This window comes from Lewinella sp. 4G2 (genome assembly GCF_001625015.1).
Classification (GTDB): domain Bacteria; phylum Bacteroidota; class Bacteroidia; order Chitinophagales; family Saprospiraceae; genus Neolewinella.
This window is the reverse complement of the sequence record NZ_LVWJ02000014.1, coordinates 3,049,809-3,076,183: the sequence shown is the minus strand read 5'-3', so window position 1 is coordinate 3,076,183 and position 26,375 is coordinate 3,049,809. Positions and strand designations below refer to the sequence as shown.

20 protein-coding genes are annotated in these 26,375 nt (G+C 55.2%); 5 read left to right on the top strand and 15 right to left on the bottom strand.

The genetic code is table 11. From position 1 onward, the window contains the following. Positions 1-5 precede the first annotated feature (5 nt). From A3850_RS12780 to A3850_RS12770, 3 genes are all read right to left on the bottom strand, one after another. Positions 6-3,038 (bottom strand): CotH kinase family protein, encoded by a 3,033-nt coding sequence (locus A3850_RS12780; RefSeq protein WP_068217066.1) that lies wholly within the window; start codon positions 3,036-3,038, stop codon positions 6-8. 239 nt (positions 3,039-3,277) lie between these two features. Beyond that, positions 3,278-4,495, bottom strand: a complete 1,218-nt coding sequence (locus A3850_RS12775) for an FG-GAP-like repeat-containing protein (protein ID WP_068217064.1) — start codon at positions 4,493-4,495, stop codon at positions 3,278-3,280. Positions 4,496-4,513: 18 nt separating this feature from the next. Further along, complete coding sequence (locus tag A3850_RS12770; RefSeq protein WP_068217062.1) at positions 4,514-5,758, bottom strand: VCBS repeat-containing protein; 1,245 nt, start codon at positions 5,756-5,758, stop codon at positions 4,514-4,516. Positions 5,759-5,966: 208 nt separating this feature from the next. Between A3850_RS12770 and A3850_RS12765 the strand changes: the two genes are divergently transcribed. Both A3850_RS12765 and A3850_RS12760 read left to right on the top strand, forming a co-directional pair. After that, positions 5,967-6,971, top strand: coding sequence for an aminodeoxychorismate synthase component I (locus A3850_RS12765; RefSeq protein ID WP_197494049.1), 1,005 nt, complete (start codon positions 5,967-5,969; stop codon positions 6,969-6,971). A 49-nt stretch (positions 6,972-7,020) separates the two neighbouring features. Next, complete coding sequence (locus A3850_RS12760) at positions 7,021-7,608, top strand: aminotransferase class IV (RefSeq protein WP_068217060.1); 588 nt, start codon at positions 7,021-7,023, stop codon at positions 7,606-7,608. Between the two features lie 25 nt (positions 7,609-7,633). Here the strand turns inward: A3850_RS12760 and A3850_RS12755 are convergent, their stop codons facing one another. The 4 genes from A3850_RS12755 to A3850_RS12740 form a co-directional block, all read right to left on the bottom strand. Further along, entirely contained in the window at positions 7,634-9,493 is a 1,860-nt protein-coding gene (locus tag A3850_RS12755) for a hypothetical protein (protein WP_068217058.1), read from the bottom strand. Positions 9,494-10,202: 709 nt separating this feature from the next. Further along, entirely contained in the window at positions 10,203-11,078 is an 876-nt protein-coding gene (locus tag A3850_RS12750) for a tyrosine-type recombinase/integrase (RefSeq protein ID WP_068217056.1), read from the bottom strand. Further along, positions 11,065-11,982 carry a tyrosine-type recombinase/integrase gene (locus tag A3850_RS12745; protein ID WP_197494048.1) on the bottom strand — a complete coding sequence of 306 codons (918 nt, stop codon included), beginning with the start codon at positions 11,980-11,982 and terminating at the stop codon, positions 11,065-11,067. Before A3850_RS12745 ends, A3850_RS12750 begins: the two co-directional genes overlap by 14 nt. Before the next feature lie 60 nt (positions 11,983-12,042). After that, positions 12,043-14,586, bottom strand: coding sequence for a toprim domain-containing protein (locus A3850_RS12740; protein WP_068217054.1), 2,544 nt, complete (start codon positions 14,584-14,586; stop codon positions 12,043-12,045). A gap of 68 nt (positions 14,587-14,654) precedes the next feature. Here A3850_RS12740 and A3850_RS12735 point away from each other — a divergent pair, with 68 nt between their 5' ends. Next, positions 14,655-15,122 (top strand): helix-turn-helix domain-containing protein, encoded by a 468-nt coding sequence (locus A3850_RS12735; protein ID WP_197494047.1) that lies wholly within the window; start codon positions 14,655-14,657, stop codon positions 15,120-15,122. A gap of 45 nt (positions 15,123-15,167) precedes the next feature. Here A3850_RS12735 and A3850_RS12730 read toward each other — a convergent pair whose 3' ends face one another. The 6 genes from A3850_RS12730 to A3850_RS12710 all read right to left on the bottom strand — a co-directional run bounded on the left by A3850_RS12730 (position 15,168) and on the right by A3850_RS12710 (position 24,271). After that, positions 15,168-15,485: a hypothetical protein gene (locus A3850_RS12730; protein ID WP_157501127.1), complete on the bottom strand. Its 318-nt coding sequence runs from the start codon at positions 15,483-15,485 to the stop codon at positions 15,168-15,170. Positions 15,486-15,504: 19 nt separating this feature from the next. Continuing rightward, complete coding sequence (locus A3850_RS20210) at positions 15,505-16,185, bottom strand: hypothetical protein (protein WP_157501125.1); 681 nt, start codon at positions 16,183-16,185, stop codon at positions 15,505-15,507. A gap of 67 nt (positions 16,186-16,252) precedes the next feature. Beyond that, the gene (locus A3850_RS12725; RefSeq protein ID WP_157501123.1) at positions 16,253-20,506 is read right to left on the bottom strand and encodes a hypothetical protein; all 4,254 of its coding nucleotides are present in this window, start codon (positions 20,504-20,506) and stop codon (positions 16,253-16,255) included. Positions 20,507-20,851: 345 nt separating this feature from the next. After that, on the bottom strand, positions 20,852-21,841 hold the full coding sequence (locus A3850_RS12720; protein ID WP_068217050.1) for a succinylglutamate desuccinylase/aspartoacylase family protein: 990 nt from the start codon (positions 21,839-21,841) through the stop codon (positions 20,852-20,854). Next, positions 21,807-22,826 (bottom strand): RimK family alpha-L-glutamate ligase, encoded by a 1,020-nt coding sequence (locus A3850_RS12715; RefSeq protein ID WP_068217048.1) that lies wholly within the window; start codon positions 22,824-22,826, stop codon positions 21,807-21,809. Before A3850_RS12715 ends, A3850_RS12720 begins: the two co-directional genes overlap by 35 nt. After that, positions 22,823-24,271, bottom strand: coding sequence for a hypothetical protein (locus A3850_RS12710; protein ID WP_068217046.1), 1,449 nt, complete (start codon positions 24,269-24,271; stop codon positions 22,823-22,825). The genes A3850_RS12715 and A3850_RS12710 overlap by 4 nt, the downstream gene beginning before the upstream one ends. 270 nt (positions 24,272-24,541) lie before the next feature. On the opposite strand from A3850_RS12710, the gene A3850_RS20205 reads away from it, so the two are divergent. Further along, entirely contained in the window at positions 24,542-24,718 is a 177-nt protein-coding gene (locus A3850_RS20205) for a hypothetical protein (protein ID WP_157501121.1), read from the top strand. Between the two features lie 124 nt (positions 24,719-24,842). Here the strand turns inward: A3850_RS20205 and A3850_RS12705 are convergent, their stop codons facing one another. Next, positions 24,843-25,094, bottom strand: coding sequence for a hypothetical protein (locus A3850_RS12705; protein ID WP_157501119.1), 252 nt, complete (start codon positions 25,092-25,094; stop codon positions 24,843-24,845). Continuing rightward, the gene (locus tag A3850_RS12700) at positions 25,075-25,665 is read right to left on the bottom strand and encodes an RNA polymerase sigma factor (protein WP_068219753.1); all 591 of its coding nucleotides are present in this window, start codon (positions 25,663-25,665) and stop codon (positions 25,075-25,077) included. The genes A3850_RS12705 and A3850_RS12700 overlap by 20 nt, the downstream gene beginning before the upstream one ends. Positions 25,666-25,814: 149 nt before the next feature. Here A3850_RS12700 and A3850_RS12695 point away from each other — a divergent pair, with 149 nt between their 5' ends. Beyond that, positions 25,815-26,180: a hypothetical protein gene (locus tag A3850_RS12695; RefSeq protein WP_068217042.1), complete on the top strand. Its 366-nt coding sequence runs from the start codon at positions 25,815-25,817 to the stop codon at positions 26,178-26,180. The last annotated feature ends 195 nt before the right edge of the window (positions 26,181-26,375 follow it).

Here is a 26,375-nt window from a genome sequence, read left to right as displayed (position 1 = left end):
GCTCACTATTGCTTGAAAATTGGGACCGTTTTGATGGCCTTTCCCGCTACTTCAAGGCGCAAAACATAGCTTCCTGCGGATAGATTGCCAAGATACACCGGTAGCCGCTGTTCACCGGCTGGTAGAGTTGCGTCAATCACATTAACTCGTACCCCGCCGTGCACATCCAACACCTGGGCGCTGACGCGGGTGCTGCGCAAAAGGTTGAACGAGCAATGGGCGAGCCCCAATGTTGGATTGGGACCAACGGTCAAATCCGTAAGCAAAGTAACGGACCTATCCGCGCGTTGATCGGCCACTCCCACCACCTTTTCGGTGAATACGGGAAGAAAGGTGTGGGGTGCCACAACGTCTACGGTTAGTTCATTCGCCTCCAGCGTAGACCCAAGCTCCCAGTGGCTGAATTGGTACCCGTCCTTTGCAACGGCCTTCACCCGTATGGGCACGGACTCAAAGTAGTCACCGGACCAAACCGTATCGTGCAGTTCAAGACTGTTGAGTTCAACGTAGCCCTCCAGCGTATCGGTGACGCGTACTGTTACCTCGTGGTAGGCGGGGAGGTTCCATTCATCGAGGATGAATTGCTTCATCCGTGGGGGTCGCTGGTTGAAATAAGTTCTGGTCTTTGATAGCCAGAAAGTCCAACCGTTTGGCCGGTTCCACCGCTCAAACGTGAAGGGGATCTCGCTGGCAATGCGGGAACTGATGTCACCTAAATGGTCGATCACTCGCCCGGGTACAAACCGCGTATTCATCTCATCGGCAAACTGATTGATGAAGCGGTGGCGGAACGATTCGTTCTCGACCAGGTTGCGCAGGTGCAGGGTTGACCAATCCGGATTTGGCCACTGGGTACCACCGGCTACCAGCGCATTACGGAGGCTATTGGTGGTCGCAGAAGTGCGGTTGTCGTAGCCAGCGGAGAGGTCCGTATCGTACATTATCCAGTGCCACTTCCCCCCTTCCGTGCGGGGACGCCACATTTTGACGTTGTTGCCCGGCCAATCCCGATTACCCCAGTATATCTGGGCGACGTGGTAAAGAATGTAATTCTCGATGTCAATGCGATCCGCGACGTACTGGTAATTGTCCTCTGTACTCAAGTCATTATCGCGGATGTATGCAGACAGCGCTTTGTATTCCAGGTTACTACCTTCTACGACGACCCCACTCTTTTCTACGATATCGATCAGGTCCGGATCGATGTTGTGGCGTTGGCCCAAAAAGTCTTCGTTGATCTTTTCCCGGAGATTGTACAGACCCCAGTACTGACCGTTTAGGTAGGTGGCAACGGGGCGGTGGGCCGCTAAGTCAATCGAAGTCCCCTCCATCAAGCTTGTCAGGAAGGCATCCCGTAAGAGGGTGCGCATCCAGTCGTTACCACCGTTCCTGAGGACGAGGGCGGAGTATTCATCGTGGGGCCGGTTTGCGAAGAAGGAATAGTCCATATCCTTATCCCCGTACTTGCCCCGCGCGTGGAGGGCGAACGATCGCTGGGCGTTGGCCCGGGAATAGTTACCAAAAATTTTTGCGCCCAAATCCTGCTGAAAGGTTTCACTCCCGTCTTCCGGAAAAATGGATAGCGTAGCGGGTAGCTCCCGATCTTCCCAAAAATTGGCGCCGAAATAGGGATTATTGTTGGTGTAGTGATCACCAAAAGAATAAATCCCTACCACCGGATCAAAGAGACCCTCCGGATCGGCTACTAGGGATACGACGTCAATATCGTGGCTGGTCCCAATCAGATAAGTAGCTGTCGCTACCGGTGAAGGAAGTGCATCATCCGCGAAGGCCCGAGCACGGAGGACCGTATTCTCTTCTAACGTCAGTGCTTCCTCATATAAAGCGGAGGAATCTACTGGGACTGACCCGTCCAAGGTGTACCGGATTATTTGACTGGGTTCACTCCCCGCGATGGATAGTATTACTGGACCTCCGTACTGCCCTTCCGGCAAACTAAACTGCGGCCGATCGGTAAGGGCTCGAGGTTTACCAGTTAGTGGATTTGCGTAACCCGGGCTTCCCTTACCGTAGAAAAGTTGCTGGCTTACCCCAACGCTATATCCAGTACTCTGATCCGTCGCTAAGCCCTCCACCGATAGTTGACTAACCATTTCACCCTCTGGGTCAAATAAGTAAAGTGTCTCCCCGCCAGCACTGATCTTGAAATTGAGATGTGGTGCAGGAGCCAAGATATCTAACTCCGGTGGAACGGGCAACGAGGTTGGCGGAGGGTTCGTCGTGAAAGCCGTTAGAAAGGTAGATGCATAGAGTTTACTACCGCGTTCATTCGCCGAATGGACTTGTACGGCTAGCACGTTCCTTCCGGCGACCAAGCCAGCTTCATCTCCAGTAAGGACGACGCGCTTTAACGGACGTGCATTTAACGAAAGGACAGGGCTCACCCAAACTGAAGAGGATTGGGGACTTGTGTTACCGCTCATGTTGAAGCGGTAGATCTCCTCACCATTGAGGTAAGCAATTATCCCGGACTCAAAATCCAGGTCCACAACCATTTGGGTGATCGTAGTTGGATCATCCACCACAAACTCTTGGCGGAGGAATAAGGATTTTACATTCCTGCCAGTCTCCGTGGTAACGTTCAGGGCTTGGGTGCTGCCGATATCAGTGGTTCCGATATCCCAATCAGCATCGTTATAGTCAATTGTCGTCCATTCACCAGGAAGGCTTGCATCTGGTGAGAGGTAGCGACACACGCTACCTTTCTGCAAGAGTGGGTAAGCGTGCAGACTTTCCCGCCGGTCTTTATCGGAAGCCCAAAAGAGCTGGTAACTATTTGCTGGTACAGTTATATCCGGTAGCACCCACTTCCTTGGCTCAGTCAACTCATCAGTCAGACTGTACCCGTGTAAATTAATGTCCGGCCCCGGGTTGTAAAGTTCTAACCAATCCGGCGTATCCCCATCCTCATCTTCGTACTGGCCGTTTGAGCTGACGGCTTCACTAATTAGGATTTGCGCCTGTACGGTACAGCTTAGGAGGATTGCCAAAAGGCAAGTCAGTAGCTTCATCAACATGGGTCAGGCGTTTATAGATTGAAAATACCTGAATCAAAGTGGTTTAGGAATTTATCACTTGTTCTTTTCGCGTCTACCGTCGTTAGAAAATTGAACCGTAGCTATGGCTATGCTTAAATTTTCTGCCTAGGTAGACACGAAAATAACCTCGCGCTAATTTTCCCACACCACTTCGTTTCAGGTATAGCGTCACCGATAAAGCTAAGTAATACAACTTTAGGGGTCAATGTTGACGGGAACTACCGGGCATCATTACGCCAAACGTGGACGTACTTATGCTGGTCCCACCCAATGCTAATCAGGTCGAGGTCGCCATCACCATCAAGATCGTAGGGTTGGGCGCCGAGGTGAGATTCTTTGCCACGGTCAATCTCCTCCATCGTAAAGTGGCCGGATCCATCGTTTTTCCAAAGCTGGAGGGCCAGATTTGGCCCCTTGTGTTCGGCGGTGATGATGTCTATATCGCCGTCGCCGTCGATGTCCGGCAACGAAAGATTATTCATGGAGTACTGGGTAACCAGTGCTTTACGGACGAATCCCGTGTCGGACTGCATAAAGGCCCACAGGTTGGCATCCGGTTCGAGGCCGGGGTAACGTTCTTCGGCTACGACGACGTCCGTGCGGCCGTCGCCATCCAGGTCGGCGGCCTCTACCCGGTCGGTGGCGAAGATGGTGTTGCCAACGGGGTGGCGCTTCCAGTCGGGGGTGATCTTACCGGGATTCTCGAACCACACTACGACGGTGGGTACTTCGGCGTCTGCGCCGGGGACACGGTATCCGGAGATGAGGTCCAGGTCACCGTCGCCGTCCATATCGGCCACCCCTACCCCTTCGTCGCTCGCGTCTTTACCGACTAGCGTGACCGTCCAAGGTTTGGCGCTCGTCGGGTCCATTACGTAGAGGCCGCCCTGGCTGGCGTAGATCACTTCGTCGTCACCCAACTTGGGGTCCAGGTCGGCTAGTTTGTAGCCCTGTCCGTTGTGGTGGCTGGTGGCGGGTACCTGGGCGACGATTTCACCCTCGCTAAAAGTTCCGTCTTCCAGCAGTTGGTACTCAACGACGTCGGGCAGGTTTTCCGCGAGGATGCGGGGGCGCTTTTCGCCGGTGGCCTGGTACACCAGGTTGGCGTCGACGTTTTGGCCGAGATCAACCTTCTGCCATGCACCCTCCAGGTTGCCGCCGGGGCTGAGGTAAGCGTTACGGCCGGTCACGATATCCAGGTGGCCATCTTTGTTGAGGTCACCGGCGGCAAGGCCGAAGTAGCGGAGCCATTCCGGTTCGGCGAAGTCGCCCCACATGGCTTTGGTGGAATCCACCTCGATGTACGTCCACTGGTCGGTGGCGAGGGGTTTTGCCTCTTGCGTTGTAGTTGATTCTTCCGTACTGGGCCCGGCACAGTTTGCCAGTCCTAACAGTGCACCTGCGGCAGCGCCCAAAATGATTTTATTCCAGTTCATGTTAGTCTATTTTGGGGCTTACTTGCTGACGGTTTCATTTTCGAGGAGAAAAAGCTCCTTTGCCTCGTGGTTGGGGTATCGGAAAATGTCGTAATCGCCGTCGCCTTCAAAATCGGCAACGCGGCCGTTGTAGATGCCTTCGTCGTCGATGACCTTGCGGGTGAACTGGCCGGTGCCGTCGTTGACGAGCACCATGACTTCAAAGTGGTCGACCTTTGGCTCCAGATTGACGGCGCGGGCAAAATTGATGCCGGTCACGATGTCCATATCTCCGTCTAGATCCATATCAAATACCTGGAGGGTGTGGGCGGCGGGCAATTCTTCCACCACGACGTGTTCCAGGTAGGAACCGTCGGCGTTGCGGGAGTAATAGGCCAGCGGGTAACCACCGCGTTCGCTGTGGCTGATGAAGATCTCGGGCGTTCCGTCACCGTCCACGTCGCGGATGAATTCTTTCGTGCCGTTCGCACTCCAGTCGCCGGTCTGGTTATTCCATTTTTCGTCTACGACGGAGACTTTCCATTCGCCCGTCAGGTCACCGCCGGGGTTATCGAAGATGAATCCATTGGCGGCGATGTCCACGTCGCCGTCTCCGTCCAGATCACCAACGTCCATGCCTTCGTGGAGGCCGGCGCGGGTGATGTCCTGCACCATTTTGAAAGTACCATCGGCCTGTTGGTGGTGGATGCGGAGGTTATTTTCGTCGAAGGTTAATACCGCGAGATCCATGCGGCCGTCGCCGTCGAAATCGCCGATACTGAGGTCCTTTACGGCGTCTTTTGCTTCGCCGATTGGGTGAGCTTCCCAACTGGGGTTTTCGTAGTAAAAGATCTCGGCGGATTCGCCGGCATCGTCCCACTCGCCGGTGTGCTTTACGGCCAGGATGTCCTGGTCGCCATCTCCGTCCATGTCTCCGGTTTCTAGATCTCCGGCGGCGAAAGTGCCTCCGGTAGGGGGCGTTTCGGCGACGATTACCGTTTTCCAGACGCCCGTATCCCGGGTGCCCTCGCGGTAACCGAGGTAGCCGCCGTTGGCGTTGTTGTTGATGTAGACGACGTCCTGCAGCCCGTCATTCGTCACGTCACCGATGGTGAGGGCCCACCACCATTTGGCGTCGTCCACCACCCGGTGGGAGGTGAATTCCATGGCTTTGTTGCTGGTCATTTCCGGTTCGGTCGAAGTTTCTTCCATGGTTTTCTCGCCGCCGCCACAGGTGAAGGCCAGGCTGGCGAGCATAAGAAATGCGAAGGTGTGCTTGATCATTTTAAGTTTATTTAGGTGACCGTAAACATAGCTAATTCGCTCCGGCTGCCGGTCACCTACTGTTATACCTGCGTGCCAACGCGGTGCCGCCGCGTCCCCACTATTCATTTACGTGGGCTAAGCTGACCAAGTTGGTGGCGCTGCCGCGGGTGCCAAGAAATAGGCGAGAAATATGGGCACCGGCGACGGAGGCGGTTACCTTTGCCGCATGCAGGATAATGATCTCGTGATGGACTACTGGGCGAAAGAGCTAGACCGGCTCGGCGCACTGGGCACCCCCTGCTTTTTCCTGGTCGACTTCGAGCAAAAAGGCCCCCGCATCTGGACGTTGGATGACCCTCAGCTTCCGGAATTTCATTTTCCCGGAAGCCCCGCTAAGCCATCTGAAGCGGATAATCGTATTCGCCCTCGCCTCTACGCGGAACCGCCCTCGATGGAAGAATTTCGTAGAGCATTTGACGTCGTTCAGACTGGCCTAAAACGGGGCGACAGCTTTCTCACCAACCTCACCTTCCCGATTCCCATCCAACTTAATTGTGGCCTGGCGGATGTGTACCACGCAGCCCAGGCGAAGTATCGGATATACCTTCCCGAGGAATTTACGTGCTTCAGCCCCGAAACATTCGTTACCGTCTCCGCGGAGGGAACCATTGAAAGCCGCCCGATGAAAGGGACGGCCTTGGATAATGAGAAGGACCGCAACGATTTACTGAAGAGCGAGAAAGAGATTGCGGAGCACGCCACCATCGTAGATCTTATTCGGAACGACCTCAGCATGGTCGCCAGCCGCGTGCGCGTGACGGACTACCGGTACTTCCACAAAATCAGTACGAGCCGTAGGGGTCTGGTCCAGACCAGCAGCAATATCAGTGGACAATTGCCGGTAAATTGGCGGACGAAATTGGGGTCCACGATCGCTAAACTCCTCCCCGCCGGTTCCATCAGTGGGGCTCCCAAGCCCGCTACCCTGAACATTATCCGGAGGGCGGAACTACAAGAGCGCGGCTACTACTGCGGGATCGGGGGTTACTTCGATGGTCGTACGCTCGATACCTGCGTGCTTATCCGCTTGATCGAAAAACGGGAGGACGGCACCTTCTTCTTCCGTTCCGGCGGCGGCATCACCGCCCGGAGCCGCTGGGAGGACGAGTTTAATGAGCTCAAGGCAAAAGTTCGCATCCCCGTGGCCGAGGAAGTTTTCCCGGATAATTGAGCAAATATTTCTTAGTTTCCTAACCCCAGTCTACCACAACTCAACGCACGTGTTACTCGAATCGATCCGCCTCGAAGATGGACAATTTTCCAACCTGGCCCTCCACCAGAAGCGGCTGGACCGCGCCCGGAGAGTCAGTTTCGGCAAGCCCAAAAAGCTACGGATTAGCGATATCATTGATGGTCTGGACGTACCTCAACAGGGCACCCATAAGTTGCGGATCGTTTACGGTGAAGACCTAATTTCTGCGGAGTTCCATCCCTACTCCATCAAACCCATCACGTCCCTCAAAGTCGTTAAAGCTGATGGATTGGACTACGGGCACAAGTACAGCAATCGGGATGGGATCAAACACCTCTTCGAGCGGCGGGGGAAGTGTGACGACATAATCATGGTCAAGCACGGCTACGTGATGGACGCCAGTTACGCAAACCTAGCCTTGTACGACGGGCGCCATTGGTATACGCCTGCCTACCCGATGCTTAGGGGCGTGCGGCGCGAGCAGTTGCTGAAAGAAAAGATCCTGCGGCCCGCCATTATTCGCGACCGGGATCTCGGCAACTTTCAGATGGCACGGTTGGTCAACGCGATGATCCCTTGGGGAGCAGGGAATGATATTCTAAATATCGTACCCTGAGAATGGCATTATGGGTTAGCTGCACCTAGCGTTCACCGTCCCATGGAAGCTGCCCACAGTCTACTAATAAAATAGGGAATGTTTCCCGAACTACGGCACCACCACAGGGGCCTTCGGGATTGTCAGATCGGAAGGTGAGTTGTACTTCACCCGCCCTAATATCCTGAGGGCCGGGCAAATAGGTGACGAGATCACCGCGACCGTCAGCCGGACGGAAGCGGCCGTCTCCACCAGTAGAATATTCACCACCCAATGTAGCCGGGGTAACGGTGAGGACTTCACTTACGCGGAATCCAACACTACAGGCCGTCCGTTGGCGAAGGGTGGCCGAAGGTGGGTCCGTAACCTCCACGCGGAAGGTGGAGGTAGTCACGCAATCATCGTTTAGCCGATAAGTGACCGTGTAAGTGGTACTCTCTTGGGGATCACAAATAATGGGGCTCGGGCTGGTGGGGTCATCGAGGTAAAGCGTTGGCGAAATGCTTACTTCTAGATCTTCTAGCAGATTAATGTCAATCCCTAGGTCCACTTCCTGGCAACCCACCGAGCACAGGTCGTACGAAAGGTCTTCAAATTCGAAGGAGAGCGGTGCACTAACGTTGACAATGCTCGTGGACTCCACGCAACTGCCAATCCTGCTTTCTATTTCCAATTGTACAGGACCGATGACGCCAAAGCCAGGATTCAAGCTGAGGGTAAGGCTATCTCCGACGATAACGACGGAACCGGATTCTGCAGGCAACAACTCAAAAGTGACCTCCCCACACAGGCCATTAATCACGTAATCTTCACCCGGACAAAGGACCACGTCGGAACCCAGGTCATCCACAAAGTCCGGTAAGACATCTGGTAAATTAAAGGTGGCCTCCGCACACACGCAGCCGGGAATGGTCACACGCAAAAGGACGGGGCACGCTTCGTTTGCGGAAGCCGCTAACGAGCCCGTTAGCAACAACTCGCTTTCAGCGTCGAGGTCAACGGCTATTGTTTCTTCACCGATAAGGGGGTCCGAATCCTCTACTTCTCCGCTTCCGTCAATATCGTAGAAAAGGGCGATTGTGACGTCTCCCGTATATCTGGCTCCAGGGTTCGACAGGGCTAAGCTGTAGCCCAAATTGATCATGCCAGCTTCGTCGGAGCATTCTGCAACTACGTTTGCTTCGTCAATAGCGAGACCGGGGACCACTTCGAGTGGGATAAATTGTTCTGGTGCATCAACGATCTGTACGTCGCAGGCTACGCCGTCACAGAACAAGGTTTGGGTCCTGTTGACCTGGACGGCGATATCCGCAGGGCCGCACTCCAGGTCGACGCTTATGTCCAAGCTCAAGCAGAAGAATCCACCAATTGCGGTGGAGGGCGCATCGAAACAAACCTGAAGGGCGCCACTCGTACCAAGGTTGGTGCTGGAGAAGTTTTCTACCTCCGCGCCGGTGGGGGCCAGAAAAGTAATGTCGTCCTCCGTAATCTCAATTCCCGGAGGCAGGATTAAACATACTTCGGATTGGCTTGAGGGTGCCTTCCCCGTATTAAGAGCGGTAATGATCAAAGGCTCCGTTGACGTACAGTTCACCTGCGTGGAAGCGACGTTGAGGGTAAAACTGGGAGTAAGGTCAGGTCCCGCATCAACCTGAATGGCATCACTGCGGCTAAGGTCAGAGTTAAACTCTCGAGAGCAAGCCGCGGAGCTATTGACCTCCGTTGCTAGTGGGGTACCAAATTTACCGCCACAGTCCGTCCGGCCCGTGAAGGTCAACACCAGCGCCTCCCCTTCCGGCAGACGGGGAAAGGTGTTAACTGGGAACTCAAAGGCCGTTCCATTAACACCGCTTTTGTCGGTATTTTCACTCGGGTCAGCGACGTTCGTGACGGTGGTTCCCGCCAAATTATATTCAAAAGTACCCGGAACAAACAGGAAGCCTTCGGGCAGATAGAGCGTAGGAAAGAAATTCTCCAGATCCGTGTCACCGGTATTGATGTAAGTAATGCTATAGGATTCTTCCTATCCCACCTCTGCGCTACCTCTCAGCAAAGTCAACTAAGCCCCAGCACCCGTTGGCACCGCCCACAAGATACATCCCTTCAGTTTTCTTTTCAATTGAAGAAAAAAGGAGTAGCTACCTACAGTCCACGGCGCTCTGTCTCTTAGTACTAGGTGGCGTTGCTTTTGGCCCGGACTGGATGTTCGCTTTGGTCGCACGATCTACAGGAGTTAACCACCCATCGATGTCACCAAAGTGAACATCCAGGCTGGGCTTCGCGGGGTCTGGGGCGGCGATTTAGCCCCAGTGTTAGACGGGCGGCAAGACGGGCGGTCCCGCTGGTCACGTCCACCGTCTCGAGTTCGGTCCGTCGTTCCTCAGTTTTCGGCCCCAAAGTCTTCAGCTCGGTCCCCTCCGGCCGGTGGAGCTTCGGCGGAACCGGACGGCGGATATTGGGTCGCTTCAGCTGTGACTTTAAGGGTGGGAGGCGCGGCGGCGGCCAAGGGCCAGCTACCCGCAGTGCGACCTTCTTTGGGAGCATTGGCGGGTAGCGTTTCTTGGACGCCGCCGCGCCGGGGGTGGGTCCTTCCTGGCGTGTCACTGGGTATTCAGTTACCGTAACGGATGATGTCGCGCTATCCCCGTCTTTAGTCTTTCCAAGTCATCCTGGCGGTAGGCCTCCGTGCTCGATATCTGCCGGTGGCCGGCAAAGACCTGCACCGCCCGTAAGTCATGGTTAGCTTTGAGTTTGTGCGCGATGACGCTCTGCCGGATACGCAAGGGCAAGAACCGCTTACCCTCGCTACTGTACTTCGGTCCGTTGATGAGCCGACTAATGCCATGACCGTGCAGCGGTTGACCGAACCGAGAGACAACCAACCGCCCCGGCTCTACGTGCTTACCAATCAGCAACGGCCGGTCACGCTCGATATATTCGTGCAAAGCCATGATCTGCGCCGCCACTAACGGCAAGGTCCGCGCCCGGTTACCGACGCTTTCGCTCACGTAAATGGTCCCCGCCTTCAGATTGACATCACCAACCCGCAACGCTACAACCTCGCTAACCAACAATGCCTGATGCACCAGCAGCCCAATGATCACCCGATTACGCCCCGTCAGCCCAGCCAACTTGCTGCCGCCACCGTCCAACAACCCGGCCAGTGCTTCCGGCGTGTACAGCTCATCAATACGGATACTTCGATCCACCGCGTCGCGCAGCCGTAACCGTAAACATGGATGATCGTCACGCTGGCCCGTGTCCCGCAAAAAATGGTAGTAGATCTTCACGGCAAAAACGTAGTTCTTCAACGTCCGCACTCGCCGGTTTTCTTCTCGCAACTTAGCCACGTAAGCCAGTATTTTAGCGTAGTCCGCCGTCAGCGCCGCCGCCTTACCACCCACCGCCGCCACGTACTTTTCGATACCGTAGCGATAGCCCGCTGTGCTCCGATCACTATACTTTTGCCGCAGGTAGTCAGTCAGTTCCATCACCCACGATTTGTGTCAGCTGCTCCATCCCCACCCGCGTGTACCGCTCCGTCGTGGCCAGCAGCGCGTGCCCCAAAAACACCCGCACTTCCTCCACCGGCATCCCGCCGGCCAATAGATGACTAGCGATGCTGTGCCGCATCACGTGAACGCTTACCGCCTTGGTGATCATCGCCCGCCAGGCCAACCGCTTCAGCCACTTTTGCGCCGTATGCGCCCGCAGCCGACCGCCCCGACCGTGCCGCAAAAAAGCCGGTTCCCGCCCCGTCCGTCGCTCGTCGTAATGCTTCAGGTCACGCAGTACGCCTGCGCTCAACGGGATCAACCGCCGCTTAGCGTTCTTGCCCCGCTCGACCACTAAAAGCCCATCCGTCAACCGCACGTCTTCCGCGTTCAGCCGCTCTAACTCTCCGACCCGCAAGCCGCACCCGTAAGTCAGACTCAACAACGCCCGCTCTCCCAACCGATCACACGCCGCGTACATCGCCCGCACTTCTCCGGCCGTCAGGATTTCCCGCGCCGCGCCCCGCTTCGGCTGGTTCATCCTGAAGGTGGCAAAGGGGTCGGCAGTGGCCGCGCCAATGCGCAGCAGGTAGTCAAAGAGTAGTTGCACCGTACGCATATTTTGGTAAACGGTTTTGTCACTCACCGGCCCGCCGTCCCTTAGGCTCGGCGCGGCACCTACGTGCGTTCGGTACGCTTCCAGGTCGGTCCGTTTGGTTAGTTCCACCCGCGCCGCGCCGTGTTTCTCCGTCCAACACAAAAACCGCCGCGCCACCCAGTGGTGACTGGCCGCGCTCTTTTCCGCGTAGCCCAGCGTGACCAACTCATCCACTAGCCCACGCAGGTAGTTCTCATGTTGCGGCCGTTCAAGATTCAAGATTCGGGTGCGCGGTCTTGCCATGTTTATTCTTTTCCTCGGAACGCCGAACGCCAGCGGCATTTTGGCCTTATTTACTAGTCATTATGCGGCTTCTGGCGTTCGGCCTGGCGTTCCGTGGCGTTCGGCTTGCTGCTCTATTCTGGCCAGTTGCGCGTTCAGATCCGCCTTCAGGCGCGCCCGCAGCGCGGCCGAGTCGTCCCAGTACTCCACTTTGTAGGTTAGCCCCCGGTTGGCGTAGCCGCCCACTTGTTTGATGTATTCCAGCTCCAGCAGCTGCGTCAGGTAGGCGTGTTGTTGGGTCTTCGATATCCGCAAGGCCTGGCGCACTTCGCGCCGCGTGAACTCATACTCCCGGCCCCGTTCCAGGACGTAGTTTTTCAGCCGATCGAAGAAGAAGCGCAAGGCGCCATCGAGCTCGTCCACCTTTAAAACGATGGCGTCAAAAAGCAACTCACACGCCGCCTTCAGGTCGCTTACCTCAGCGATCAGCCGCCCGGCTCGGTCGCGGCTCCGCTGGTGTTGGTGCAGCAGTACGATTTGGCGGACGAAGCTCTGGTAGAGCGCGTTGAGCCGTCGCAGCTTACTCGCCTCGGCCGGCAGCGCCACCGCCGTGGCGTACGGATTGACGACCGTCAACGACCGGTCCAGCAGCCGCACGCAGTTACGCAAAAACAGCTTCAGCGACATCTCGCCGGCCACGTCGACCAGCCCCGCCGCCCGCCGATTCTGATAGTCCACCACCGCCCGCGTTTGCTCCTCGCTCTCGTCGACGGCCACCACCAGGCAGCGGCTCAGGTTGTCTTCGTACACCTCGCCGTGCGTCGTGGCCGCCAGGCTGGCCACGGGCCCTTCCACCGTCCTGACCACGCCCCGGATATTGCCGCTCTCATCCTTGATCGACGTCGACGACGTTAACCGCCCCCGACTCTGTAACTCGCGGAACGCCAGTAAAGCTTCCTCCTTCAACCCGTCCAGATCTTCCAGCACGATCAGCTTATACTTCAAGTCTTCGCGCCCGTAATTGTAAAAACTCGAGTCCGTCACCCGCGTCAGCGTGATCACGTCTTCCGGCGGCAGCAACTCGGATATCTTCGTCACCAGGTGCGTCTTGCCGCTGCCACTCGTACCCTGCACCAGGGCGTGCAGCGGCGCGTCCGTACCGTGGCTGAGCGCAACCAGGTAGAGCAAAAGCCGGCTGCGCTGCTCGCCGACGATACCGGCCCGGCCGAGGTATTCGCCGAGCTCGTCAATAAGGTCGGGGCGGCGCAAAAACGACAGTACCGCCGCCCGTTCGCCCGGCAGCATATGCGGGCGCTGGCGCGGGTGCGAGCCCGGGGACGCGGGAGCGGTGGCGGCCGTCTCGCGGTGCGCTTCCAGCAGATCGGTCAACCGGCGTAGATCGTCGAGCACCTGATCTTTGCGCAGGTCCAGCACCCCGGCCGTCCGCTCGGCCAGGCTGACGGTTTGCTTGTACTCGTACAGATCGACTTTGGCGCGGTAGTCCTGGCCGGTGCTCTGGATTTGCAGGCTCACCTTGAGACTCTCCGCCCCGCCCCGGATGCCGCCGCGGACCCGGTAGCGCGCCGCCATGCCCAGGTATTCCAGGTAGTGGGCTTTAACCGTCAACTGGCCCAGGGCTCTGGCTTCATCATCCAACCCATCCGCGAGCTTGTTTTCATTAGCCTGCTCTTCGCCCACGGCGCGCCGTCCTTTATATAGGTCTTGTAGCCAGCCGGCTTCCTCGTCGGCGTGGCTGATCCACATGCCGTTCAGGTCTTCGCCTTCCGGCAGGACCAGCGTCGTTACCTTGATGCCTGACCGCAGTGCTTTGATTTCGGCCGTGATCGCCCCGGTAGCTTTCCGTCCAGCTGCGTCACCGTCCAAGGCCAGAACAACCTCGGCCAGGCCTGGCAGTCCTTTAACCTCCATCCGGTGCGCCGCCGTCAGCCCGTTCGTGCCATACAAGGCTAGTACCGTCACCCCTTCCAGTAGCCCCATGATACTGGCCGCATCGATCACGCTTTCCGTCAGCAGCAGCGTCGTCGTGGTGATGTCCGGATACTCCGGGTAAAGCCCCGCCCGGTCCGGCGTGTAGTAATGCCCGCCACCTTTCACCGCCCGACCGTAGAGCCCCCGGATCACGCAGCCCTTATCCACTAGCGGGAAGATGATGCAGCCTCGACCCCACCGCTCCTTCGCCTTGCGACTTCGGTAGCCGATGCCGGTGATGTCCAGCCCCCGCGTTGTGCAGTATTCTTTACCACTTGGCGTGCGCTCCATGCCGGCCAGGCTTTCTTCGTAGATGGCGGCCAGGTCAAGCGTCGGTCCGGTTTGCTTCGTCGTCGGCGTCACCACCGGCCCGCCACACAACTCCTTTGCCTTCAGGATCGCCGCCCGCTTGTCGCACTTTTCCATGTGCATCACGAAGTCGATGACGTCAACGCTCTGGACTTCGCAGCTCCCGGCGAAGCAGTAGGCCGTGTTGGTATCGGGGTAGACCTTCATCGAGGCGGCGCGGTCGTCGTGGAAGGGGCACTTTAGAGAACCCTTCGGCCCGGCTTCCAGACCGTAGTGGGCTAGGACGGTGGTGATGGGGAGGGCGGCTTTGATCTCGGGGATGGTCATCGGTGGGTGGTTTGATCAGTTCCTGCTTCACTTGAAAATAAAGTTGAGAAAACTGATTCTGCGCAAATTTGGCACCAAAGTACAAAATCAAGCGCACCACGCAAGCAACTCCTTACTTTTTTACGCCAAAAAACATCATTATTTTTGCTCAAGGCGCGCAAGTAGTCGCATTTAGCACCAAAAATGGAGCCATGAGTAATAGTTTCGGAAAGAAAGTGAGAGAATGTAGAGAGTCTAAAAAGTGGTCGCAGGCAGCATTGGCCAAGGCTCTCGGAGTCCATCACTCCTTGATCGGAAAATATGAACGTGACGAAGTAAAGCCCAGCATCGACGTTGGCCAACGCCTCGCTAAAGCTCTCGATACCACCGTGGGCTACTTGCTCGGCGAGACCGCCGACCGTGATTTACTGAAAGACCCCGCTATGTTGCGCCGGCTGATAGATATTAACGAACTACCGGAGGAAGAAAAACAGCACGTTTTGTTTAACCTGGATGCTGTACTGCGAGATTTTAAAACAAGGCGAGCTTATGCGTAATTTTGACTAATGTCAGGCCCTAGACTACATGTACCAGTGTCCTTTTTACTGAATAGTTATCCGGATTGAAGTCTTATTGTTCGTCAAATTTTCAGCATACTCTGAAGTTCGTCCGTCAGACAAAAAAACTTCAACATCAAAAGATTGCGCCTTATCTATTTTACTACTAAACTCACCTCGTGTATTAGTGTAGAGAACTTCTTCAGTCTTCCTTGATTCCCAGGCAGCAGTACTCATATCGTAAGTCCACCACACGACTTTCACTTGAGCGTTCTGAACAATCTTCCCGTTAGCTTCATCAAAAACGGTACCAATCAACTCAACATTTCTATAGTTGGGGCTACAACTTGTTAGTACTGCCAAGAGAATTATATTGATTACCTTACTGATAGTGCCTCTCCACATGGTCTGTAATTGTAGTATTAATTGTTGAACTTGCTTTAGATTGAATATTACCATGGTTAACACCTGGGCCACTCACATCAACGTTGCGAACCACTGTGGACCCCGAACCAGTATTTGTAGTTCCGCCTGAACCTGCTGAACCGGACGTTCCACTTGACCTACTAGTACCTGAAGAGCTATCCGAAGACGAATTGCCAAGACTGGAGGTCGTTCCACCACTTCCCCCGTCTCCATTTCGTTGATATACGTTTAGATTCTCTCCTACATTATCCGGAACAGTAGTATTCATTGTAATCCCTCCAAGCCCATCTTCTCCATCTACTGTAACGACAAGATCAACGCTTATTCCGGCCTCACCTAATTTCGTAGCCAAATCCATTGTGTGATCTACTCCATAGCTATATCCGTACAGGATGACCTGATCCCCTTGCTGATAATTGGATGTAATAAAGTCTATACCGTTTTCAACTCCTGAAGTGGTGGTCAAACCCGGAGCAATCATCCTTCCGACGAAGGTTCCTCCCTGTTGTTGTACTGTATTCTCAGTATGAGTATAAAACTGACCACTATTTGAAGAATTCGGAGTAGTTGTCTTGCCACTACCGGAGGGTCCACCATGGAAAAACACACCTATAGTCTTCGGAGGCTCTGGCTCCATGCCATCTGGGTCTACAAGTGACACCGGATTACCTAACACGTAATTGTACGGCGAGTAGGACGCATATTTACCCGCCAACGGATCCACCCGAACACAATTGCTGATTATTTTGGAAATTGAAAACCGTTTCCAAATCGGGTAAGCCGGAGATGTACTCGACGCAAGTTTCGCTATCCGCACCGCAGATAATATCTGAGCGCAGTACGACGAGCCCTAGCTCCACTGGGTCGTCATTACAACCCGGAATCACTTGGGCGCAAACGGCACCCGGCCCGCAGAAGAGCAGGTCTATCTCAAGATCAAAGGTATAGGTTCCGGCAGCGCGCGCGCCGAGGTCAAGTACGAATGCCTGTGTGGAGTCGGTCGCGCCCGCCATCACGGGTAGGCTGCCATCTACCGAAATTACGTCTACGGCATTTTCGGCGGTGAAGACAATCACCCCGCCATCAATATCTTGGTTTAGGGTGACGGAGTACTCGATCATTTCCGGCCCCGGAGCATCAACGAGTGGTCCTGCGGGGGTAAAACTTTGGCTGGCGCTAAGCGTCGTGGGAAGCGGGCCTACCTCAGTAGCTTCAACTATACTGTCATTCAGCAAGTGATGAGGGTTACCATCATCATCTCGGTCGTAGGGCCAGTACCTTCCAGGGAAGCCAGCGCAACTGGCCAGGGGATTGCCATCACCAGAATAGAAACTACCATCGTTACAGGTATAGGTAGGTATATTATAATCCGTGATCGCCCGGTAGGATACACTGGTCACCGTTTCTAAAGGGCGGGCTGCGACCGCTTGGCCACATACGCGACTGATGGGTACCCTGAATACTAAGCTATCAACGGCTGCATCCCTGCCTACACCTAGCAGTGGAAAGGTTCCACCCACCAGGGATTTATCGTTCGCTCCCTGGTCGAACCCCACAAAATCGTCGGGTCTCAGGCCGTTGCTAAATTCCGCATCGCGGAAAAATAGTAATCCGCTATTTCTTTGAACCGGTAAAAAGAATTCATCGGGGCCTTCCTGGAACGTGACCAGACCTACGCTACTGTCCGGAACGATTGCCTGACTTGGCTGATCGAAATGGGTTACCGTAGCGCCTCCCCCGTAGTAGTAAGGCCGGGGAACTTCCAGGCCGAGGTACTCTACTCCGATTATGGGCCGGAACTCCTGCTGAAACCAACCAGCGGGTAAAGGATTGGTCGTCTCAAAGGTTTGGACGAACTCGGCAGCGCAGCCGGAGGCATCAAACTCAATTCTAGCACTAGTTGTGACACCAGGTTCGTGGAAGAACATTCGAGCGTCAGCGCGAGGGCTGATGCCGACTTGCCCAACTCCGGTTCCAACGCGGTTGGCCTCATCAATCCAGTTCCGCGCCTCCACGAAGAAACCCATTTGGGTACTATCTACGGTGGGGCCAAAGAAAGTTGGTTCTCCATTAGCTAGCACCTTGGGCGTACTCACAATCGGTAGGCGCCAGGCAAGGTAGATCGTATCGTCCTGTTCAAAGTTACCGTTTATGTGATCGTAGAGGGCAGCCAAACCATCCTGGTCACCTTCCGCGTAGTCGGAGAAGAATGCGAGGCGCATGTCGTTTCCATCCCGGAAATCCAGCGATGAATTACGATAAATACCTGAATCGTAATCTTCCGGATTAGAAATTCCGGGGTGAACATTATCAAAGGGAGCTACTGTTTGCACCATTACGTTTGCTCCACTTATCCCGCTGGTGTTTTGCGCCTGCGTCCCTGGAACCGGGACGGCTCCCAGGTCAAACGTCTCCCCCGTCAATCTTTCCAACCTTGCGTACTGCAGACGGGCCTCCGCGATTTCGACGCGATGATTGGAGAAGATCCGGTTTGAGCTCGAGCCCGCTTCAAACTGGTTCAAACTGAAGCTTAATCGTTGAGTGAGATTGTTCCAGGCATTTGGTTCGTCCACAGCAATCCACCCGCTTACTTCAATCGTGTCACCGGGTAGCAGCCTGGTCTGATCCTCCAAGGGTACGTCATCAGGGTCAAGGCGCTGCCCGGAGAGGTCTCGGGATGGATACCCCGTGCTGATTCTTTGAATTCTGGCCATAGAACTACCCGCCGAACATGTCCCGAGGTTGGCCGGATCCGCGGTAAGCGTAGTGAATCCTCCCGCTCTGGTGAGATTACAGTCGCAAGCATCACAGTCCTGAATTACGGCAGCGGTTAGTGCAATGACTCGGCGGGCCGAACAAAACCGTTCCGACATCACGATGCGAAAAGTGTAGGTATAAGTTACTCCAGGTGTTCCGTCGCCTGCATCCAATGTAAAACTACGGCGAGCTACATTCAGGTTAGTCGTGTCATCAATAATGGTGGTCGGCGTACCATTGAACGTAGGCTCAATGATCTCGAAACTCTCAATTGCTTCCGGGATGTTGTCTTCCAAATTCACCCGTAAGCGTACGGTACCGTCCGATGGGCAGGCCGCAAAATCGTCCGGATCCAGGGTATATTCAAAGCTCACGTCGACGGTGTCTGGGTCGACTTCATTGTAGCTACCAACGTTGTGGTACCCATCATAAATAATGTCCCTTACTTCGAGTGGGGAAGTATTCGTGAATTCCCCAATAGAAGTATTATTTGCTGAGCCAACGCCATCGTCAACCGGATCCGAAAAGGTGAAACCGAAGGCACCACAGTTGCGCGTTCCGTTGATGAAGTGCTCCACAAAATCACAGGGCCTACCGACTTCAGAAAAACTTTCCGTAGACACTTCATCGGGGTCGCAACTTGGTACGAGCGATACGCGGAAGTAGAGCGTATTGCCTCCCTGCAAGTCGTCAAACACACCATCCCCATCGATGTCTTCCAGACCTCCAGCGCCGTCGGGATCGAGGCCGACCGGTAGATTCCGGAAGTTGATAAATACGCGGCCATTACTATTCGCACCGGCCAGGACGGAGAGCGTGTCAGGCAACGAACCAAGGACATTTCCACCCGGACCATCTAGCAGTTCGACAGTAGCGAGGTCCAGGAACTGTTCCGGGCAACGATCGATGAAGTAGCGTAGGTTGTAGACGTCGCCCCGGATACTATCCGGGATACTACTCTGCACACTTACTTCGTATACGTAAGGCGTTGGCTCGTCCGGATTACAAAAAGCAGCCTCCGCGATCTGGTCGAAGGTCAGGTCTACGGTAGGGTTGAACGTAAAGCGGTCGCCCAATTGAGCTCCGGATTGCACATCCACGGATCCACCACAGACCTCACCGTTGCAGGCGGACTGTACGGTGAAGACGGGTGTCGCCATTACTCCAGTACAACCCGAGGTGACGAAACAGGCCTCGATGGGTATGGATTCCATCGTCGTCAGCTGCCCATCGGGGCCCCAGTACGCCGGGTTGGTATTTCCGTCAATAATAGCGGACACCCGACCAGTTTGATCGTCCACGGTGTAATCGGTGACCGGTACGTCGATACCATTTACTGAAAGGCTGCTGAACTCAATTCCCAGGTCAAAACCGAAGTCCTCAATAAAGTACAGGGCCTCCGTAAGTCCGGCCCCCGGCGTCACGTTGGTTAACTGCGTAGTGATGCAATTGGGCGTATTGATATCAGTGAAATTGGCCACCGTCGGCGTGGCTGCTCCCGTGAAACCGGGCCGTGGGTTCAATACATTCTCTGCGTATCCAGTTGCTGGCGTGAACGTCTCCCGGCACCGAACGCCATTTGCGGTCACGTAGGATAGATTGAAGCTTACCTCGGGCTCGTAAGTGTCGAAGTCAATACCACACTGGGCGTTGACGCCGATGTACACTACTACCCCACCGTCTTCCTGGTTCACTTCGCTGATGCGGAAGGTTGGGCTCCGCACGTTATCCACGTTGATGGTATCCAGGTCCGCATTATTAAGGTTCCCTGGGTCATCAACGAAAGCAAAGGTGGCGTATTCAAGCCCCGGGCTAAAGGAGACGTTAAGTTCAACGTCGAAGATGGGTTCCACGCTTTTGGTAAAGAGCATGATGGGGATGGTATCCCCCAATCCGCAGACCACCAGTGCGTCAGGTTGGGCAAAACAATCCACACCGCGGAGGTCCTGGAAGAGAATGCCGTCCTCCTCGTTGAGGCTGGCGTTGTTTATCTCGATGCTATTCGACAGTGAGGCGAGCGAACAATGAGCTACGTAAGGATTTGCCGTAGCGAAGGCCACTCGCTCGTGGAGTAATTGACGTTCCAACAGACGCAGATCCAGGCTATTCGGCAACCCTACTGAGACCGAGGCAGCGGTACCTACCAGCGACGACAACAGCAGAAAGCAAACCAGGAGATTACGAAATCGATTGTGATCCATTCAGAGGATGATTCAAATGCCGGTGTTCATTACGTGAGACCAAAGCACTCAACTAGCTAAGGGCAAAGCCATTGTGAGTAAAGACGCAAATAAAATTGAGAGTGTAATACTGCCTAAAGGTACGGATTTCGGACCGGCCCGTTACAAGCACGCCAAGCTAGCTTCTTGGGCTACATTCCAGCCTCCTTGGGCGCCTCATTTCAACGATGGCCGCAGAAATATTCAATTCGTAATTCCTGTCCCCCCCCCACTCCATTTCTCTTCGGGTCACGACATCATTGTGAGCCCCACAATACCTCTAGGGTACGCTTGTCCCCCATTTCACCGCACCTGCGGCAGCGCCCCCTACTCAATCCCCAAATGCAAGATCCGCCCACCACTTTGATTCACCGGGCTGGTCGATTTTCCGATGACGACGCCATCCTCGGGTGCGAAATACTCCTTGGTGAGGTCGCCAAAAACGTTACGTAGGGAAGCCACCAACTGGCCCTTTTTGACGCGCTCGAGCAAATCGACGTGCACCTGCAGCAGTCCACCCGTTTGTGTGTACAGCCAGTAGCTCTTTTTACAGAGGATGGTGTTGACTTTTGGGTCAACCTCCTCTTCATCGTCCGTCATTTTCAGATAGCTGAGGACGTTGTGAACGCCGACCAGACCACTGCGGATCATCTTCTTTTGGTAGACTCCGGGGTTGCCTACCTCCAGCGTGATGGCGGGGATGTCCATGTCATCCGCCGTGCCCCGGAAAGTTCCATCGTTAGCCGGGTTGTGGACGATCAATTGTGGCTGCTGCAAGAGGGCGAGTTTGCGGGTCACCTCGATACTCATGTCCGCCCGCACGTAGTAGCTGTTGATGCGGCCACGGCTGGCGGTGTGAAGATCTAATAGGTAATCGACGAACTTCAAAAAGCGGTTCACGAGGCGGTAGGCGTACACCTGGCTGGCGTTACCGTCCTCCTTACCGGGCATGAGGTGGTTGAGGTCGACGCCATCCGCAAAAAAGCGTTGCTGGCGAAAGAACCCGGGGATATTGACGACCGGGATGGCCACTACAGTACCGTTTAGCGTGGAGACGTCGAGGTCCGCAAATAGGCGCTGGATCACCGAGATACCGTTCAGTTCGTCACCGTGGATGGCCGCCGTCAAGCCCAGGGTCGGGCCAGGGTTGGCACCACGGGCGACCATCAGCGGCACTACCATGGGGTTGCCCATGCCGTCGCTGGCCAGCCGTAACCAGTAGTGACGGATGGCGCCCACCGGGGTGTCCTCCAGGTTAAATGAGAGCACGATTGGCAGGTCGTTATAGCCGCGCGGCGAGGTAGTCGTAAATTCCATTAATAGTTTGTTGGAGTACCGGCCGGCCGGATTGGGCTTCGGCCTGGGGGAAACCCCCGATACTGTTGGTGTTTAATTCGGAGAGGACGCGTTTTCCGTCATCATCCACGAGGGTATCGGCGCCGAAGATCACGACACCTTTGTTTAGCAAAACCGGAGCGACGGCGGCAATCATTTTTTCTTCTTCGGGGGCGATGTCCGCGGCCAGGGACGTACCACCCTGGCTCACGTTACACAGCCACTGCCCAGGCGCGGGCACCCGTACGCTGGCGCCCAAAATTCGGCCGTTGACGACGAGAATGCGCTTATCACCAGCACTCACATTCTTCAGGTACTTCATGGCGAGGTAGGCGCCGGAGGTGATGGTAGAGTTTGCCTTTTCGAGCCATTCCCCCAGCGGAATCTTGAGTCCTTCTTCCTCGGCGAAACCCTCCAATATTCTCACCAAACCACGGCCACCGTACTCCCGTAATGGCTTCAGCACCAGCGCGTGCTGTTCACTGAGCTCCTGAATTTGCGAACCACTCGTTACGGACCAGATCGGTGCCGTGAACGCGGTAAAGTGCTGCAAAAAGGCTTTGCTTCCGGTTTCGATTATTCCTTCCGGATTGTTGATGATCACGGGAGCTTTCTTGGGCGCTGACGCAGGTGCAAAGGAAGAGAGGGCAGCGAAGAATCCACGGTCAGCCGGCGGCGGTAAGCGCAACCAAATGACGTCGGCCTCCGCGTACTGGGACGTGGCTTGGCTAGTCAAGAACTCCTCCGCCGCGGTTGCTTGACTAAATGCCTGACTGGCAACCAATCCGTAAATGGGAGCGGACAGATCGCCAGCGAAAAAGGCCGCATTCCGTGCATCCCCCCTGCTAGCGACGAAGGCCGCTGCGGTCCGTGCGTCCTTGACCAATTGCTGCGTCAGGGCGTAGAGGGAGTTCTGATCGCTGTGCCCCCGGTGGTCGGTAAGGATGAGAAAGTTTAGTGCTTTCATTTGAGCATTTCGTCCAGCAGCGCAGCGTCGTCATTAAGACTGCGGAAGAGCCGCAGGCTGAACTTGCCCTTCTTGGTGTAGAGTTGTTTGGCCATCTTATCAATGGCAATCGTGGAGAGCACCGTTTGAATGAAAGCCTCAATCAAATCGTCGAGCCCGACGCCCATGCGGTTGAAGTCACGGCGGTCCATAAGGAGTAACCGGTTGACGTCGCTGGACCATTGATTATCTCCCAATTTCTCCGATAAATTGGTACCAAGCATCGCCCAGGAGTCGTCGTTGCCCGTCAACTCGTCGGTGAGAGGAGCCCGGGCGCGGCGACTGTAACAGGCTAAGGGCCGGATGCCATCCTTGGTGCTACTGACCATCATACGGATATCGCAAACGTGGGTTTTACCTTGCTTATCGGGGATTGTACCCACGTGGAAATAACGCCCAGTGCTGCTATTGGAACTCCACTGGTAGTTACCGATGAGACTCTGAACGATGTACCGGTCGTAATGGATGTCCGTCTCCATGAAGTCATCCAACTCCTGCTGGTTGGTGATGGTGAAGACGCCCTGCCCCGCATTGCTGTAAGGGATCTTGACGACGGCTTGGCCACCCCAGCGGTTTACCCAGAGGGGGATTTCCGCTTTGGCGACGTCCCGAATAGTTTCTGGCGCGTGGATGCGAAGGCCCGATCCGGCTAATTCACCGTTAAGGAAATCGTAGGCTTTGGCGGCCACCATTTTGTTCCGCCCCCCGGCCAGGCAGGCGACGATGGGGTTGAGGATTTTCGTCCGGCAGTTGAGGGGCAGGCGCGTCCACGGTTTCTGGGTGACGTAACGGAAGGCGGCGCGCAGGGGCACCCACTCCTCTCCCACCCTGGCGTGAAGTTGGTTGTCAGCTAACTGCAGGTTCCGTGATTCGGCACCGTCGTAATCGGTGACGAGCAGGACTTCTTCCTTAAATACGTCCGCAATGACGGCGGCGTAGCCCCGGGTTTCCATCGGGTTCTTATCGTAAAGGACGGCGAGGCGGCCCTCGACTTTGGTGCCACCCGTTTTACGCTTTACGAAAGGCAGGAAGGTGCGTTCTACCAGCCGCCGGTAGCCGCCTTCCTCCTCGTGGTCATCCAGCAAGGGCATGGACTTTTGTCCACTGGGGCAAGAGTTGTTTTCGATGACGACCATACGGCGGTTTCCCTCGGCCGTGGTGGCGTGGATGAGGTCGGCCCCACTCCAAAGAAAGTGCTGGCATTTGTATTCCAGGAGCCGGGTCAGTTCGTCGCGGTCCGTCTTCGGGTTGAGGTGGCAATAGCGGCTGACGATCCTTTCCGTAGAAAGGTTCAGGAAAAAACTGACGAGGGGGTGAATCGTAGCGTTCAGTGCCTTCGGGTACCAGTGTGCCTCAGCCTGGAAGGTTCCCGGACTGATAGACTGGACGGGGGTATTTTGGATCAAGTGGGTGCTTGGTTAGGGGCTACAAAGCTATTCCTAATTTCAATATGGAGGCAAGAATTTACGCTGCGGGCAGACTTTATTTTGATTGGGAAATGGTCGTCCCCTCGGCTCCTCAGTTGAGCCGAAATCGAGCGATAAAATAAATTGAAAAAATCTTCATCTCGAAGGTGACCGATCCCCCAAACCACACTCTTTAGTGGGCGCGCGGGCAGCCAGACTGGCCCGCGGCAAAATCTAATCTCTTCCAACCAAGTACAAACAACCACAACCATGGCTGCAACTACTAAAGCCTCCAAAGCATCCCTCGCCCGCAAAAACGCGGAAGCACTTAAAGCACAGCGCAAAACTGCCCGTGACCAGCGTGCGAAAAACGTCGTCGCCGGCGGTCGCCCCGGCAAAAAAGGCCCTTCGCTCGTCAACCAGAGCAAGACCAAGAAGAATAAGTAGATACCCGTAATGGTGGGGCGGTAATTACGATCACCAGCTTCACCTAAACCGGAAGAACCAGAAACTCACGATCACGCACTTACTCAGGCGGGAAGGCTTCGGCTTTCTCGCCTTTTTCTTTTGGCTAGTCGTCGGTATTATCGGATTCAGCCGCCGGCTCGATCCGTTCCAGCAACGCTGGAGGCGTGGGCGCACAGTCCGTTACGAAGAGGTCGGTTACTTCCGCTACTTGGTCCCGTTGTTCCAGCGTGGCGAAGATCTCCTCCTTTAAGTCCGTCGGCAAATCATTGCTTTCGACGCGGTCCTTGCGGATGCGAAGTAGCTTTTGCCGCAGCAGTTGTTCAACGCTCGGTTGTTCATTCATCGTCCAGGTCATTCATTAGTTTGGCGAGGTGGCTACGACCTCTTTTCAGGCGCATTTTCACGGCGCTTTCACCCAGTTTCAAGATGGCCGCGATTTGTTTGACGCTCATTCCGTCCTGATAACGCATGGTCAGCAAAATGGCTTCGTCCGGCCGGAGTTGCTGGAGGACACGCTTCAGTTGGGTCAGGCGGAGATCGCTGATCACCTTGGCTTCTAACTCAATATCACCCTCATCCTCCCGGTCTGCGTTCTCGTCGATGGGTCCGAAGCGGAGGCGCTTGTCCTTTTTGAGCTGGGCGATACAGTGGTTGTAAGTGATGGCGTAGATCCAGAAGGAAAGGTCCGCCGTACCTTGGTAGCGGTGCAGGTTGAGGGACACCTTGATGAACACGTCATGCGCCATATCCTGAGCCACCCCGGCGTCCTTCATCATCCCCAGGCACTTGTAGTAAATCTTTCCCGCGTACCGGTTGTATAATTCACCCAGTAGGCGCTCGTTTCCAGCATTTATCTCTTGCGCAAGGGCGGCGTCCGATAGCGACGGAGGTGGCGGTAAATTTTCCGGCGATGAAGTTGCAGCCATGGTTAGGTACATTTCAACCGAGACTGTATTTTGCAATAGCTTCGGGAGGTTAAAGGTAGCCCAGGACGAAGTGACCAATCCAAAATAACGACTCTTTATGGCCCGGCACCGGCAATCTGGCGGTCGCCCACTACCTAATAAATAACCTAATGTCTGCAGTTCAGAAACCTCGCGTCATCAAGAATTACGAAAAGCTTGATGAGGAAACCATCCAAGGCATCAAACTTGCCTACCCGGAAGGCTTCTCCCAACACCTGATCCGCTTCCGCGACGTGGACGGCCGCCTCAACAGTGGCCTCCCCTTCGAAACGGATGAGAAGTACTACTTCATCCGCATGACGAAGTCCGAAGCCCTCCTCATCATCGATGACGACGACGATTACGATGACGACGGCAACCTCCTCGACGAAGCCCGCGAAACTTACGAGGACAACCTCGACGTAGACGAAGACGACGCGGACATTGCCGACGCGGATTTGCTGGATCCGGATGATGTTGGGTTGGAGGAAGAGTGAGGCAAACGCCTGAATTTAAGCTACTGCAAGCCATTTTGAGCGAGACCGAAATAAGCTTGACGGGCTCGTTGACAGTAGCCTTTGAACCCCTTTCCTTGCCTGAGGTATTTCGAAAAATACCGAGCCACGCACGAATACTAGATAGCTTACCGCACCGGTTCATCGCCGGGTAAATCTTTGTTGCCCGCCAATAGC

Coding starts and splice junctions, on each gene's coding strand:
- A3850_RS12740 (WP_068217054.1), bottom strand. CDS start 14,586: ATGACCATCCCCGAGATCAAAGCCGCCCTCCCCATCACCACCGTCCTA.
- A3850_RS12700 (WP_068219753.1), bottom strand. CDS start 25,665: ATGGCTGCAACTTCATCGCCGGAAAATTTACCGCCACCTCCGTCGCTA.
- A3850_RS12725 (WP_157501123.1), bottom strand. CDS start 20,506: ATGGATCACAATCGATTTCGTAATCTCCTGGTTTGCTTTCTGCTGTTG.
- A3850_RS12720 (WP_068217050.1), bottom strand. CDS start 21,841: ATGGAATTTACGACTACCTCGCCGCGCGGCTATAACGACCTGCCAATC.
- A3850_RS12715 (WP_068217048.1), bottom strand. CDS start 22,826: ATGAAAGCACTAAACTTTCTCATCCTTACCGACCACCGGGGGCACAGC.
- A3850_RS12705 (WP_157501119.1), bottom strand. CDS start 25,094: ATGACCTGGACGATGAATGAACAACCGAGCGTTGAACAACTGCTGCGG.
- A3850_RS12695 (WP_068217042.1), top strand. CDS start 25,815: ATGTCTGCAGTTCAGAAACCTCGCGTCATCAAGAATTACGAAAAGCTT.
- A3850_RS12775 (WP_068217064.1), bottom strand. CDS start 4,495: ATGAACTGGAATAAAATCATTTTGGGCGCTGCCGCAGGTGCACTGTTA.
- A3850_RS12750 (WP_068217056.1), bottom strand. CDS start 11,078: ATGGAACTGACTGACTACCTGCGGCAAAAGTATAGTGATCGGAGCACA.
- A3850_RS12770 (WP_068217062.1), bottom strand. CDS start 5,758: ATGATCAAGCACACCTTCGCATTTCTTATGCTCGCCAGCCTGGCCTTC.
- A3850_RS20210 (WP_157501125.1), bottom strand. CDS start 16,185: ATGGAGCCAGAGCCTCCGAAGACTATAGGTGTGTTTTTCCATGGTGGA.
- A3850_RS20205 (WP_157501121.1), top strand. CDS start 24,542: ATGGCTGCAACTACTAAAGCCTCCAAAGCATCCCTCGCCCGCAAAAAC.
- A3850_RS12765 (WP_197494049.1), top strand. CDS start 5,967: ATGCAGGATAATGATCTCGTGATGGACTACTGGGCGAAAGAGCTAGAC.
- A3850_RS12780 (WP_068217066.1), bottom strand. CDS start 3,038: ATGTTGATGAAGCTACTGACTTGCCTTTTGGCAATCCTCCTAAGCTGT.
- A3850_RS12745 (WP_197494048.1), bottom strand. CDS start 11,982: ATGGCAAGACCGCGCACCCGAATCTTGAATCTTGAACGGCCGCAACAT.